The organism is Glycomyces sp. NPDC046736 (assembly GCF_040645615.1).
Classification (GTDB): domain Bacteria; phylum Actinomycetota; class Actinomycetes; order Mycobacteriales; family Micromonosporaceae; genus Glycomyces.
In genome coordinates this window covers 98,644-112,398 of record NZ_JBEYYO010000019.1, presented here as the reverse complement: position 1 = coordinate 112,398, position 13,755 = coordinate 98,644, and the positions used below count along the sequence as shown (strand labels likewise).

Annotated in this window: 13 protein-coding genes; 6 read left to right on the top strand and 7 right to left on the bottom strand. The window is 69.2% G+C overall.

Translation table 11 applies throughout. From position 1 onward, the window contains the following. Window positions 1–120: 120 nt before the first annotated feature. Complete coding sequence (locus AB0B28_RS18445) at window positions 121–696, bottom strand: TetR/AcrR family transcriptional regulator (RefSeq protein WP_360122626.1); 576 nt, start codon at window positions 694–696, stop codon at window positions 121–123. A 155-nt stretch (window positions 697–851) separates the two neighbouring features. On the opposite strand from AB0B28_RS18445, the gene AB0B28_RS18440 reads away from it, so the two are divergent. Beyond that, entirely contained in the window at window positions 852–2,429 is a 1,578-nt protein-coding gene (locus tag AB0B28_RS18440; RefSeq protein WP_360122623.1) for a carboxylesterase family protein, read from the top strand. 193 nt (window positions 2,430–2,622) lie between these two features. After that, the gene (locus AB0B28_RS18435; protein WP_360122620.1) at window positions 2,623–2,970 is read left to right on the top strand and encodes a DoxX family protein; all 348 of its coding nucleotides are present in this window, start codon (window positions 2,623–2,625) and stop codon (window positions 2,968–2,970) included. A 42-nt stretch (window positions 2,971–3,012) separates the two neighbouring features. On the opposite strand, the gene AB0B28_RS18430 is transcribed toward AB0B28_RS18435, so the two are convergent. From AB0B28_RS18430 to AB0B28_RS18415, 4 genes are all read right to left on the bottom strand, one after another. Then, window positions 3,013–3,480, bottom strand: a complete 468-nt coding sequence (locus tag AB0B28_RS18430; RefSeq protein WP_360122617.1) for a carboxymuconolactone decarboxylase family protein — start codon at window positions 3,478–3,480, stop codon at window positions 3,013–3,015. Window positions 3,481–3,549: 69 nt separating this feature from the next. Beyond that, entirely contained in the window at window positions 3,550–3,942 is a 393-nt protein-coding gene (locus tag AB0B28_RS18425) for a hypothetical protein (RefSeq protein ID WP_360122614.1), read from the bottom strand. 86 nt (window positions 3,943–4,028) lie between these two features. Continuing rightward, complete coding sequence (gene dnaE / locus AB0B28_RS18420) at window positions 4,029–7,571, bottom strand: DNA polymerase III subunit alpha (RefSeq protein WP_360122611.1); 3,543 nt, start codon at window positions 7,569–7,571, stop codon at window positions 4,029–4,031. Between the two features lie 75 nt (window positions 7,572–7,646). Beyond that, complete coding sequence (locus AB0B28_RS18415) at window positions 7,647–8,507, bottom strand: helix-turn-helix transcriptional regulator (protein WP_360122608.1); 861 nt, start codon at window positions 8,505–8,507, stop codon at window positions 7,647–7,649. A 129-nt stretch (window positions 8,508–8,636) separates the two neighbouring features. Between AB0B28_RS18415 and AB0B28_RS18410 the strand changes: the two genes are divergently transcribed. The 3 genes from AB0B28_RS18410 (at window position 8,637) to AB0B28_RS18400 (ending at window position 10,998) form a co-directional block, all read left to right on the top strand. After that, window positions 8,637–9,020, top strand: a complete 384-nt coding sequence (locus AB0B28_RS18410) for a hypothetical protein (RefSeq protein WP_360122605.1) — start codon at window positions 8,637–8,639, stop codon at window positions 9,018–9,020. Between the two features lie 145 nt (window positions 9,021–9,165). Further along, on the top strand, window positions 9,166–10,146 hold the full coding sequence (locus tag AB0B28_RS18405; RefSeq protein ID WP_360122602.1) for a DUF4192 domain-containing protein: 981 nt from the start codon (window positions 9,166–9,168) through the stop codon (window positions 10,144–10,146). 246 nt (window positions 10,147–10,392) lie between these two features. Then, window positions 10,393–10,998 carry a molybdenum cofactor guanylyltransferase gene (locus AB0B28_RS18400; protein WP_360122599.1) on the top strand — a complete coding sequence of 202 codons (606 nt, stop codon included), beginning with the start codon at window positions 10,393–10,395 and terminating at the stop codon, window positions 10,996–10,998. A 479-nt stretch (window positions 10,999–11,477) separates the two neighbouring features. On the opposite strand, the gene AB0B28_RS18395 is transcribed toward AB0B28_RS18400, so the two are convergent. Together AB0B28_RS18395 and AB0B28_RS18390 are read right to left on the bottom strand one after the other, a co-directional pair. Further along, window positions 11,478–12,401 (bottom strand): rhomboid family intramembrane serine protease, encoded by a 924-nt coding sequence (locus AB0B28_RS18395; RefSeq protein ID WP_360122596.1) that lies wholly within the window; start codon window positions 12,399–12,401, stop codon window positions 11,478–11,480. Window positions 12,402–12,411: 10 nt separating this feature from the next. Continuing rightward, on the bottom strand, window positions 12,412–12,924 hold the full coding sequence (locus AB0B28_RS18390; RefSeq protein ID WP_360122593.1) for a peptidylprolyl isomerase: 513 nt from the start codon (window positions 12,922–12,924) through the stop codon (window positions 12,412–12,414). Window positions 12,925–13,040: 116 nt separating this feature from the next. On the opposite strand from AB0B28_RS18390, the gene AB0B28_RS18385 reads away from it, so the two are divergent. After that, window positions 13,041–13,403, top strand: a complete 363-nt coding sequence (locus AB0B28_RS18385) for a hypothetical protein (protein ID WP_360122590.1) — start codon at window positions 13,041–13,043, stop codon at window positions 13,401–13,403. The last annotated feature ends 352 nt before the right edge of the window (window positions 13,404–13,755 follow it).

The window sequence follows — 13,755 nt, the reverse complement described above, 5'->3', positions numbered from 1 at the left end:
TCGGGAGGCGGAAGGCCTTCCCGATACCGGTGTTGTATCGGGAAGGCCGACAACGAAGCGAGCGGGCGAATGGGCCGGATAACGGCCGTCGGGGGTTCCCAAACACGCCCTAAGTGCCGCTCACTCGTCGAGCGCGGCGACGATGCCGCGCAGTCCGGCCGCGAGCTCCTTTGGGCCGGGGGCGTTGTCGGGGTAGGACATCCACTGCATGACGACGCCGCTGACCAGGGCCATCTGGACGGCGCCGATGGTGCGGATCGTCTCCGCGTCGATCGTCTCCTCGATCTCCCCGGTGGCGAGGGCGGCCATCGCGGCGGTCGCACCGGGCTGGCCGTCCGCGTAAGCCAGCGCGATCTCCGGTGAGCGCTGCGCGAGCATGAACAGCTCGAAACTGGCCATCCACATGGTGCGGTTCTGCTGGATGTGCTCGATGAGGAGGGTCCAGACCGCGTCGAACCGCTCGGGGCCCTTTGGCGCGTCGAGCGCGAGCAGCGCGTCGTGGAGTCCTTCGTCCCAGTCTTCGAGGGAGGCGAAGAGGGCCTGTTGGAGCAGCGCCTCCCTGGAGCCGTAGTGGTAGCCGATCGCGGCCATGCTCACCCCGGCTGCGGTGGCGATGTCGCGCACCGTGGTGCGGTCGTACCCCTTCTCGCGGAGGCATTTCTTCGCGCCTTCGAGGAGCGCTTCGCGGTTTCCCATGCCACGATCCTAGCCCCTTCCTGCGCGTTTGCCTAGATCGAACGCCTCAGGCAGATTTTTCAGGCGGTCGCCTTGCGCATTTGCCCAAATCCTTGGTACGGTTCTCCCAGCAGCGAACGAACCCCGTTCGCAGGAAACGAAAGCGACCCCCCGCCATGTCTGCGAAAACCAGAACCACCCGCTTCGCCGTCGGCCTCGCCGCCCTCGGTCTCGCCACCGCCTCGATCGCCTCGGGCTTCGCCGCCGCGAACGCCGAAGGCGACCGCCACCGCCCGCCGACCCGAGTCGACACCTCGCTCGGCACGCTCCAGGGCAGCGCCGAGGGCGCGGTCCGCTCCTGGCTCGGCGTCCCGTACGCCGCCCCACCGGTGGACGAACTCCGCTGGGAGTCACCGCAGCCGGCCGAGGCCTGGAAGGGGGTGCGGGAGGCCACCGAGTTCGGGAGCGCCTGTGCCCAAGGTGAGGCGCCGATGCCCGGCGTCCCCAGTGAAGAGGAGGACTGTCTCTACCTGAACGTCTACGCGCCCAACGAGAACCGCGGCGACCTGCCGGTCATGGTGTGGTTCCACGGCGGCGGGAACTCCTACGGCGCGGCCGAGCAGTACGATCCCTCCCGCCTGGTCGAGGAGGGCGCCGTGGTCGTCACGGTGAACTACCGCCAGGGCCTGTTCGCGAACATGGCCCACCCCGCGCTCGACGAGGGCGGGGCGACCACCTCGGGCAACTGGGGCCTGGAGGACCAGCAGGCCGCCATGGCCTGGGTGCGGGAGAACGCCGAGGCGTTCGGCGGCGACGAGTCGAACCTGACGATCTTCGGCGAGTCCGGCGGCGGGTACGACGTGTGCGCCCACCTGACCTCGCCGTCCTCGGCGGGCCTGTTCGACAAGGCGATCATGCAGAGCGCCCCGTGCGCCTCGACATGGGCGCCGACGCGAATCGAAGGGCAGGACCGCGACATCGCGGTCGCCGAGCAGCTCGGCTGCACCGACCGGGACGAGGCCGAGGCCTGCCTGCGGGCCTTGGACACGACCGCGATCAACGAGTCCATTTTGGGCCTGTACGAGGTGCAGCCGGTCGACGGCGGGCCGGTCATGCCGCTCGCCACGGCCGAGGCGATCGAGACCGGCCACGTCAACGAGGTGCCGATCCTGGTCGGCATCAACCGCGACGAGCAGCAGCTCATGACCGCCGGGATCGAGGTCCTGACCGGGCACGAGATGACGGCCGAGGAGTACCTGCCGGCGCTGGAGGCCGAGTTCGGCGACGCGGCGGCGGCGATCGAGGCGCGGTATCCGCTCAGCGACTACGAGAACCCGGCGAAGGCGCTCGCGGCGGTGCAGACCGACGCGGTGTGGGCCGCGGACCTCGCGGCCACTGTGGATGCTCTTGGCGACCGGGGCCCGACCTTCGCCTATGAGATGTCGGTGTCGGGCGCCCCGTACTTCTCGTTCTTCGAGGCGCCGGACTGGGAGCTGGACGCGTTCCACATGGCCGACGTGGCGTTCCTGTTCGACACCACGATCTTCGAGGAGCGCAGCCCCGAGGTCGAGCCGCTCGCGGACCTGATGACCGACGCGTGGACCGACTTCGCCCGGACCGGCGACCCGGACGGGCGCGGCCGCTGGGCCGAGGCCGAGGGCGACCTGGTCCGCCAGCTCACCCCGGAGGGGGCGCGCACGGTGGACTTCGCCGAGGGGCACCACCTCGAGTTCTGGTCCTCGCTGGAGGGCTGACTTGAGCGAAGGCGCCGCCGCACCGTTTCGGTGTGGCGGCGCGTTCGTAGCCGGCGGCACGGCCGTGGCGAGGTCTCCGGCTACGTTCACGTCGCGAGCCGAGGTTGGTGATGCCCGACACGTCCTGTCACGTTCGGGGCGGCCCGGGGTTCAACCCGGTAACAGCGTCCCCGAAACCGAACCGGAGCTTCCCATGACCGTCGCCTTCTACATCGTCACGATCGTCGCCGCCCTGTGGATCGGGTTCTCGGCGTATTCGATCTTCGCCAAGTCGTCCTTCGTGGTCGAACCGCTCGCCCAGTACGGGGTGCCGCAGGCGTGGTGGAACTGGCTGGGCGCGGCCAAGGCCGCCGGTTCGCTGGGGCTGCTGGCCGGCCTGTTCGTGCCGGCGATCGGCATCGCGGCCGGGATCGGGCTGGTCCTGTACTTCGTCGGCGCGGTCGTCACGGTGCTGCGGGCCCGCTCCTACAAGACGGTCATCGCGCCGCTGATGTACCTGACTCCGGCCGTGGCGGCCCTGTTCATGGCGGTGCAGGTCTGACCGAAAGGGCCCGCACCGGAGTGCGGGCCCAAACGAGCGCGTCTACTTCGTCCACTGCTCGGCGAAGGACACGCCGACTTTGGGGTTGCCGATGAGCGCCAGCGGCATGAAGAACCCGATCTGGCCGAGCACCCCGGTGAGGACCACGATCTCCCGCTCGCTGAGGTGCTTGGCGGCGTCCTCGTAGAGGGCGTCGCTGACGCGTTCGCCGGTCGGGTTCGGGGTGTGCACGGCCTCGGCGAGGGCGAGCGCGGCCCTTTCGGCGTCGGTGAAGTGGGGCGAGGTCCGCCAGGTGGCGACGGCGCCGACGCGCTCGGGCGCGTCGTCGAGGCTCTTCAGTTGGCGGTCGGTGAAGTAGCTGCTGCCGAGGAGCTGGCCGACGCGGAGCATCACCAGGCCCACGAGCCGCTCGGGGAGCACGCCTTCGGCGTTGACCTTGTTGACGGCCGCGGCGATCTCGCCTACGACCGGGTTGTGCTGCGCCGGGTTCTCGAAACGGGGCGAAGTCATGGCGGTGTTCCCTTCGGTTGGGTGCTGGTACCTCCATGACGTACGCGGCCAATCCGATGTGACCGCGTTTCAGTTCTCGTTTCGGGTGAGGAGCCACCGCCAGCGCGGCAGTTCGGCGACCAGCGAGGCGGCGGTGAGGGCGGTGAGGCCGATCGCGACCGGGACGGGCCAGGCGTACCAGGCCGCGACCAGCCCGCCGGTCATCGTCGCGGCGAGGATGAGGAGCGTGACGGGGCCGGGGACGGCGACGGGCGTGTGTGGTTTGTCGCCGGGCGTGGCGAACACGGCGGGCAGGGCGACGAGGACGAGGACGGCGGCGATCGCGAGGAGCGGCGAGGTGCGTGCGAGGGCAGCGCCGATCGCGGCCCACGCGGCGAGTTCGGTGAGGAATCGCAGCACGGCGGCCGTGCGGCGTGACGGCGAGGCCGCGCCGAGGGCGTGAACGGGTACCGGGGAGGTCATGTGACCATGATGCCTCTTGCGCCTCGCCCGCGGACGCGTTGCGGGCCTGGCATTCGCCAGGCCCGCAACGCGTCCGTCCGGGTTCGCTAGCCGACGACGGCTCCGGCCCCGAGCAGGGCCTTCAGGTCCGCGGAGAGTTCGACCGAGGGCCGCACCCGCCAGGCGTCGCCGAGGGCGAGCAGGGTCGTCTTGGGGCCGTTGGCGAGTTGGACTCGCACTTGCGCTTCGCCGCGGTGGGTCTTGAACGTGTCGGAGAGCTTCTCGATGAGCGCGGGGTTGACCGCGGCGGCGCGCAACGCGAGGGTGATCGGCGCGGAGTTCGACTCGGGGCCGGTCGAGGTGTCGAGCACGGCGAGGTCTTGGGCGATGAGCTGCGCGGTGCCGTCGCGGCGGTCGAGTTTGCCCTTGACGCAGCACACGAGGTCGTCGGCGAGCGATTCGGACACGAGCTCGTACGTGTTGGGGAAGAAGCGGACCTCGATCGAGCCGTGCAGGTCCTCCAAGGTGGCCGAGGCCCAGAGCTTCCCCTGCTTGGTGACGCGTTTGGCGACGTTCTGGAGGATCCCGGCGACGCGCACGTTCGATCCGTCTGCGATCTCCTCGCCGTGGAGCGCGGCGATCGGGCGGTCGGCGTTGGAGGAGAGGAGCCGCTCGAACCCGTTGAGCGGATGGTCGGAGACGTAGAGGCCGAGCATCTCGCGTTCGAACGCGAGCTTGTCGCGGCGGTCCCATTCGTCGTCGGCGATCGTCAGGTCCACGCCGAGGGTCTCGGTGGTGTCGGCCATCATGCCGCCGAACAGGTCGAACTGGCCGCGGGCCTCCTCCTTCTTGATCGAGACCATCGCGTCGATGGCCTTCTCGTGGACCTCCGCGAGGCCACGGCGGGCGTGCCCGAGCGAGTCGAACGCGCCGGCCTTGATCAGCGACTCCACGGTCCGCTTGTTGCACACCGCGGCGGGGACCTTCTGGAGGAAGTCCTTGAAGTCGGCGTAGGAGCCCTTCTCCTCCCGCGCCTCGATGATCCCGGCCACGACGTTCGCGCCGACGTTGCGCACCGCGCCCATCCCGTAGCGGATGTCCTTGCCGACCGGGTGGAACATGTGCCGCGACTCGTTGACGTCCGGGGGCATGACCGTGATGCCCATGCGGCGGCATTCGGAGAGGTAGATCGCGGCCTTGTCCTTCGAGTCGCCCACCGAGGTGAGCAGCGCGGCCATGTACTCGGCCGGGTAGTTGGCCTTCAGGTAGGCCGTCCAGTAGCCGATGAGCGCGTACCCGGCGGCGTGCGACTTGTTGAACGCGTACCCGGCGAAGGGGAGCATGATGTCCCACAGGGTCTTGATCGAGTCCTTGGAGAACCCGTTGGCCTGCATGCCCGCCTCGAACGACGCGAACTGCTTTTCCAGCACGTCGAGCTTCTTCTTGCCCATGGCCTTGCGGAGCATGTCCGCTTGCCCCATCGTGAACCCGGCGAGCTTCTGCGCGATGCGCATGATCTGCTCCTGGTAGACGATCAGCCCGTACGTCTCGGCGAGGATGTCCTCCAGCGCCTCGGCCAGTTCGGGGTGCAGCGGCACGACCTCTTGGCGCTTGTTCTTGCGGTCGGCGTAGTTGTTGTGCGAGTTCGCGGCCATCGGGCCGGGCCGGTACAGGGCGTTGACGGCGATGATGTCGTTGAACTCGGTGGGCTGCATGCGCTTGAGGAGCTCGCGCATCGCCGCGCCGTCGAGCTGGAACACCCCGAGGCTGTCGCCGCGCGCGAGCAGCTCGTACGCCTTCGGGTCGTCGGTGGCCAGCGCGTCCAAATCGAGGTCGATGCCCTTGTTGAGCTTGATCGCCTCGATCGCGTCGCCGATCACGGTGAGGTTGCGCAGGCCCAGGAAGTCCATCTTGAGCAGGCCGATGTCCTCACAGGAGGGGTAGTCCCACCCGGTGATGATCGACCCGTCGGGCCTGGCCCACATCGGGATGCAGTCCACGAGCGGCTGCGAGGAGAGGATCACCGCGCACGCGTGCACGCCCGCGTTGCGGATCAGGCCCTCCAGGCCCAGCGCGGTGTCGAAGATCTGCCGGACCTCGTTGTCGCTCTCCAGGAGCCCGCGCACCTCCCCGGCCTCCTTGTAGCGCGGGTGGTTCGGGTCGACGATCCCCGACAGGGGGATGTCCTGCGCGGCGACCGGCGGCGGCAGCGCCTTGGTGATCCGCTCGGCGATCGAGAACCCGGGCTGGCCGTGGTGGACGCGCGCCGCGTCCTTGATCGCGGCCTTGGTCTTGATGGTGCCGAACGTGATGACCTGGGCGACGAACTCCTTGCCGTACTTCTCGGTCGCGTACGTGATCATCTCGCCGCGGCGGCGGTCGTCGAAGTCGATGTCGATGTCGGGCATCGAGACGCGCTCGGGGTTGAGGAACCGCTCGAAGAGGAGGCCGTGCTCGATCGGGTCGATGTTGGTGATCTTCATGGCGTACGCGACCAGCGAACCGGCCGCCGACCCGCGGCCGGGGCCCACGTAGATCCCGATCGACCGGGCGTAGCTGATGAGGTCGGCGACGACGAGGAAGTACGAGGGGTACCCCGCGTTGATGATGACGTTGAGTTCGAGTTCGGCCCGCTCCAGGTACTCGGCGGGCACGTCCCGGCCCTCGAAACGGTCCTTCAAACCGGTCGCGACCTGCTCGCGCAGCCACGTCCCCTGGTCGTGGCCCTCGGGGACCTCGATCACCGGCATCCGGTCCTGCACCGCGAAGATGTCGTCATAGGACTCGACCATCTCGGCCACGAGCAGCGTGTTCTGGCAGCCCTCCTGCCACAGGTCGTCGGTCTTGATCCCGTACATCTGCTCGGCCGAGCGCAGGAAGTAGCCCTCGCCGTCGAACTTGAACCGCTTCGGGTCGTCGAGCGTGGTCCCCGACTGGACGCACAGCAGCGCCGCGTGGGTGGACTTCTGGTCCTCGGTCACGAAGTGGGAGTCGTTGGTGACCAGCGGCCGCAGCTTCATCTTCTGCGCCATCTCGTACAGCTCGTTCTTGACGCGCATGTCGATCTGGTTGTCGTGGTCCATGATCTCCAGGAAGAAGTTCTCCTCCCCGAAGATGTCCCGGTAGTCCGAGGCGGCCTGATAGGCCTCCTTGGTCTGCCCCAGGCGGAACCGGGTCTGGACCTCACCGGAGGGGCAGCCGGTCGTGGCCACGATCCCCTCCCCGTACTGGGCGATGAGCTCGCGGTCCATGCGCGGCTTGTAGTAGTAGCCCTCGAACGAGGCCATGCTGGAGAGCCGGAACAGGTTCCGCAGGCCCTTCGAGTTCTTCGCGACCATCGTCATGTGCGTGTACGAGCCCGCGCCGGAGAGGTCGTCGGCCCGCTGGCTCGGCTCGCCCCACCACACGGGCTTCTTGTGGAACCGGTCCTGCGGGGCGATGTACGCCTCGATGCCGAGGATCGGCTTGATTCCGGCCTTCTTCGCCTCTTGGTAGAACGCGTAGCCGCCGTACATGTTGCCGTGGTCGGTCATGGCGATCGCGGGCTGCCCGAGGCGCTGCGCCTCGGCGAACAGGGGTTTGAGCTTCGCGGCCCCGTCGAGCATCGAGTACTCGGTGTGCACGTGCAGGTGGACGTACTGGTTCGACACGCTTCGCTCCCGCTCTGACCTGTGGTTTCGCCCGCTGACGGTCCCGGCTGCCGGGCCCGGTGCGGACCTTTAAGCCTAGTCTGCCGCCCGGTGCGGCCGCACCGGCTCCACGCCCGCGATGCCGCCCGACTCACCCCCGGCGGCGGCCTCGGCGAACACCCGCGCGGTGGCCTCGTCGAGCGGGAAGAACAGCTCCACGGCCAGCTCGGCGACGGTGATGTCGCGGGGCGCGCCGAACGTGGCGATGGTCGAGAACAACGACAGCTCACCCCGGGCGGTCCGCAGCCGGATCGGCAAGGCGAACGGGCTCGACGCGCGCTCCTTGAGATCGTCCTCGCCGACCGGTTCGCGCGCCGAGACCTCGGCGATCAGCTCGGTCAGGCGCTCGTCGTCGGCGATGTCGGCCTGCGCGCGAAGGCGGTCGTGGAAGTACTGCCGCACTTCGGCGAAGTTCCGCAGCCGCGGGGCCAGGCCGCGGGGGTGGAGCGCGAGGGTCGCGAGGTTCACCCGGCCGCCGAGCAGGCCGGGGTCGACCTCGTCGAGGAGCGGGGCGAGCCCGGCGTTGTGGTCGAGGAGGTTCCCGTAGCGGTCGACCACCACCGCGGGGAGCGGCTCGTGGTGCTCCAGGATCAGCGCGATCGCCTCCCGGGCGGCGGCGAGGCGCTCGTCCCAGTAGTCGGTCTCGGCCCACGCGGGCGCGTATCCGGCGGCCACAAGCAGCGCGTTCCGCTCCCGCAGCGGCACGTCGAGCGCTTCGGCCAGGCGCAGCACCATGTGGCGGCTCGGTTCGGCGCGGCCGGTCTCGATGCGCGAGCAGTGCCGCGCTGACACGCCGGTGGCCACCGATAGGTCGAACTGGCTGAGGCGGCGCTGGGCGCGCCACTGCCGCAGCAGCGCGCCGAACGCGGTGAGTGCGGGAGGACTCTGAACGGTCACGGCCGCAACGATAATCCGGTGCCTGTCCGAAGACCATGACCTGTGAGGTCATTGCGTCCAGCCCGGGTCGGCCGCAGGATCGACCACAGCACGGGCCGTCCGGCCCGGCACGAACGACCTGGAGGAACCATGACCGCAACGACCACTTCTCTGCGCACGGTGCTGCGGGTGGACGCCGTGGCCTGCGCGGCGTTCGGCGTCGCGATGACCGCGGGCGCGCCGCTGGCCGACCGCTTCCTCGGGCTCGGCACCGCTTGGGCGGTGCCGCTGGGGGTCTACCTGCTCGGCTGCGCGGCGGCCCTGGTCCTGATCGCCGGGTATCCGAACCTGGTCCGCGGCCAGGTGGCCGCGATCGCGGTGAACAACGCCGTCGCGGCAGTCGCTTTGGCGGCGTTGCCATTCACGGGCCTGGTCGACTTCACGGCCGCCGGTTACGTCCTGATGTTGGCGAGCGCGGTGCTGGTGGCGGGCTTCGCCGCGATCGAAGCGGCCGGGGCCCGCGCGCTCGCGTGACCGCCTCGGGGAGGGGAGTGGTGCATATACCACTCCCCTCGATACCCGACAAGTTATCCACAGGGCGAATTTGGTGCGAATTGGGTTATCCACAGGGCAAAAAATAATTCTTGCCAGTAGTTGACATATGACCGACAGTTGATCCATGAACGCGACACAGACCAGCATCCGCATCAAAGGCCCCACCGATCTCCTGACCGTGATCCCGCCACTGCTGGGGTTTCACCCGTCGAACAGCCTGGTCGTGTCCGGGCTGGTCGACAGCCGACTCGAATGCACCTTCCGAGCCGGCCTGCCCGGATCGACCGACCACATGGAGCACCTGACCGATCTGTCCCCGCAGCTCGAACTCAACAACTGCAACGGGTGCGTGATCGTGGCCTACGGCGAGAAGGAACTCGCCGAAGCATCGATCGCGCACGCCGCCGCGCTCCTGGACCGCGCGGGCATCGAACCGAAAGACCTGCTGCGGGTCACCGAGGGCCGGTGGTACTCGCTCACCTGCGACAAGCCCTGCTGTCCGGCCGAGGGCCTGCCAGTCCCGGAGACCTCGGCGGCCTCGTGCGAGATCGCGATCGCCGGCGCCTACGCCGCCCCGAACCGGGCCGCGATCCAAGCCGGGCTCGCCCCGGCCCCCACGGGCCGCCGCGCGGCGGTCTCCCGCGCGGTGTGCGACAAGCTCACCGAGGAAGCCGGCCTCGACTGGAGCGGCCAGCGCTCGGCCGACCTGCGCGCGATCGACCACTGGATGGCCGCGAAGACCCTCCCGGGCCCGGCCGACATCGCGGCGGTCGGCCTGGCCTTGGGCGACCTGGACATCCGCGACTACGCGGTGCGGCGCATCTCCTCGGGCGAGTTCGAATCGAACCGGATCGACCTGTGGATCTGGGTGGCCCGCCACATGGAGGAGGACCTCCGCGCCCCGGCGGCCACGGTGGCGGGCTACGCGGCCTACCGCTCGGGCAACGGCGTCCTGGCGCTCGAATGCTTCGAGCTGGCCTTGCGCTCGGCGCCCAACTACCGCCTGGCGCAACTGCTCATGGCGGCCCTCCAAGCGGGCTACCCGCCCTCGGCGCTCACCAAGGTCGGCTACGCCGACCGAGAGGAGGCCGAGGTGGGCAACTGAGCAACCCGAACCCCACCGGCCCAACCCGAACCGCAGGCAGGACTCCGGTTTCGACCGAAAACAACCGGACTGCGAGCAGTAATCCGGCTTCGGCCCCGAAGCAATCCGAGACCCGCCTGTCGATCCGCAAGCGACCCAAGAGAACCGGAAGAGAGGTGCGATGAGCATTCGAAACCCACACCGCAGGCGCTCCACCGCCCTGGACACGAGACCCCACGATCACGGGGTGATCGCTAGTCTGGTGGCATGGCTGAACTCCCGAGCGGTTTCGCCGCGATCATCCTGGTCGGCGGCAAGGCCCGGCGGTTCGCCGGGTGCGCGAAGAGCGAACTGGTCGTCGGTGGCGCGACGATCCTGGAACGGATGCTGTCGGCCTGCGAGGGCGCGGCTGCGAGAGTGGTCGTGGGCTCGCGGCCCTCCGCATCGGCCGCCCTCCCGGGCGGGGTGACCGGGCTGGTGGAGGACCCACCGGGTTCGGGCCCTGCCCACGCGGTGGCAGCGGGTCTGCGGGTAGTCCCCGAGGACTGCACGAGAGTGGCGATCCTCGGCGGTGACCTGCCGTTCCTGACACTGGAGGCGCTGCAACTGCTCATCGCCAACTCCGAGCCGGAGAACACCGGCGCGGTGTACGGCGACGACGCGGGGCGCAAACAGTGGCTGTGCGGCCTGTGGCCCGCAAGCCGAGTTCGCCAGAACGCGGCAGCGGTCAGTCCGGGGGCCCCGGCGAAGTCGCTCTTCGCCGGCATCGAAGTCAACGTCGTCCCCTGGAACGCGGCCAGCCCGCCGCCCTGGTTCGACTGCGACACCCCGGCAGACCTCGACCAGGCCCGAACCTGGGCCACCGACACGTAGCGGACCGGTCCCCGACCGGCCCCGCAGGACGGTCAACGCCGACCGTCGGCCGAACGCGAAAAGCGTCCCGGCCAGGCACACCATGCACGACAACAACCAGGGCGGGTGGGGCGAGGGGGTGGGGTGGGGGTGGGGTGGGGGCGGGGGGGGGAGGGGCCCCCGGAGCGACTCGAGCTCCAAAAGCCCGATCGCGCCGCGACCCCTCCAAGTCAAGGACCCCGGAGCGACTCGAAGTCCCACCGATCCGACCACTCCGAACGAATCTTCGAGTCGGAGGGCGCGGGAGCGTCCGCCGCAGATTCGATCGCGATGCAAGTCCCTACCCGAAGAATCCGAGGAAGACCATCGCCAGTCCGCCCCGCGAAACTCCGGGCCCGGCACGCGGCCCAAACCGCGAGCGTTGTTCGGTGAGGGCAAAGAAAACGCCGGCGGAGCCGGCGTTTTTGCTTCGAGCCGAGGCCGCCTGGCGGCGGCCTCGGTCAGATGACGTCGTAGGTGTTGTCGAGCGAACCGGTCTGGAAGAACGTGATCGCCGCGAGCGCGACCAGCAGGAGCGCGAACCACACCCAGTGGAGCTCGCGGCGCCCGCGGGGAGTGAAGATGAGGAGTGCTCCGCAGATCAGGCCGCCGATGAGGCCGCCGACGTGGCCCGCGAGGCTGAAACCGCCGATGATCGTGAACACCAGGTTGAGTCCGATGAGGACATAGATGCCGCGGTTATCGCGTTTGAGCTTGCGGTTGACCATGATCAGGAGCCCGAACAGGCCGTAGACGGCGCCGGAGGCGCCGGCGGTCCAGGTGAACGGGGAGAACAGGTAGACCGCGACCGAGCCGGCCAGCCCCGAGAGCATGTACACCGCGAAGAACCGGGCCGGGCCGAGGTCGTGTTCGAGCACCCGCCCGAACATGTACAGCACCACCATGTTGAACAGCAGGTGGATGAACCCGTAGTGCAGGAACATCGCCGTGATCATGCGGTAGTACGCGCCCTCGGACACCGTGCTCGCCGAGACGACGGTACCGAACAGGTCCACCCCGCGGCCCGTGTACGGCGGCAGGTAGCCGATCTCCGCGCCCATCTGGTGGAGCGGAGTCAGCACTGAAGACATCAGCGGCGCCAGGCTCCCGGCCGAGATGATCGCCGCGATGAACACCGCGACGTTCGCCCCGATGAGGACCTTGGTGACCGTGCCGGCCGAGCCCGAACCCGCGGCGCCGCCGAACGACGAGCGCGCTTGGCGCGTCGTTCGGCGGCCCTGGGCCACGCATTCTGGGCACTGGAAGCCCACCGACGCGTCGATGCTGCAATCGGCGCAGATCGGCCGCTCGCAGCGCTGGCAGCGCAGGTAGGTCTGGCGGTTCCGGTGGCGATAGCAGACCGGGGCAGACTGCTCGTCGCTCATCGAGGCGTCGTTACTTCTCGAGGACGACGGATTCGATGACGATGTCGTTGACCGGGCGGTCCATCGGGCCGGTGGCGGTCTTGCCGATCCGGTCCACGACGGCCTTGGAGTCCTCGTCCACGACCTTGCCGAAGATCGTGTGCTTGAAGTTCAGGTGCGGGGTCGGGCCCAGTGTGATGAAGAACTGCGAGCCGTTGGTCCCGGGCCCGGCGTTCGCCATCGCGAGCAGGTACGGCTCGCCGAAGTGGAGGTCGGGGTGGAACTCGTCGGCGAACTTGTAGCCGGGGCCGCCGCGGCCGGTGCCGGTCGGGTCGCCGCCCTGGATCATGAAGCCGTCGATGACCCGGTGGAAGATCACACCGTCGTAGTACGGGCCCGAGCCGGCCGCGCCGGTGTTCGGGTCGGTGTAGTCCTTCGTTCCCTCGGCCAGACCCACGAAGTTCGCCACGGTCTTGGGCGCGTGGTTGTCGAGCAGTTCGATCGTGATGTCGCCGGCATTGGTCTTCAGCGTCGCCTTCGTCATGGCGTCAATGGTGCCAGACGACCGAGGTTGGTCCAACTTTCTCCCCCGTTTCCCTCGACGGGTGTCACAGCCCGGTGCACGATGAGACCGACAGGCACCTAGAGGAGGCAATAACGATGGGCTTCAGCCGACACGCCACGACTCCCCGCCGGGAGGCCGTGGACCATTTCACGCAGGGAGTGACCTCGTTGAAGAACGCGGGCTTCGCAGCGGCGCGGGGGACGCGGGACGCCGCGGCGCCGAAGGTCAACGTCGTACTCGCCAAGGTCGGGCTCAAGAAGCCCCCGGCCCCGAAGTGGCCGTGGGTGGCCGGCGCGGTCGGCGCCGGGCTCGCGCTCGGGGGCGCGGCGTTCTACCTGTGGTACCGGCAGCGCTCCGAGTCGATCGGTGAGGCGCTTCTCGCGGAAGAGCTCCTCGACGAGGCCGATCTGGACGACCGGGTGCTCTCCGAGCAACTGGTCGACAGCGTCACCCGGTAGGTGGCCGCCCGGCCTCGGGCCGGGCGCTGCGGTGGAAGAGAAAACTGGAGAGGCACTGGCCGGCGGGGGCGCCGGCCAGGTGCCGGACGTGGCCGCACAGGTCGCGGCAGCATCGGGGGCCCGCGTTCGCGCGGGTCCCCGAAAGCGTTGCGCACAAAGGCAACGCCGGACCGGTGCCTCGCCCTGGGGGGGAGTGGGCGAGTCCACCGATCCGGCGTCATGGGGGCGGGAATACCGGCCTATGCGCGGCGGAGCCGCGACCACGCACCGATTCTCGCCCCCGCTTCGCGTCCTGGGAAGGGCGGCGCGGTGGCGGTTATACGCCATGGCGCATAACCGCCATCCATTCTCG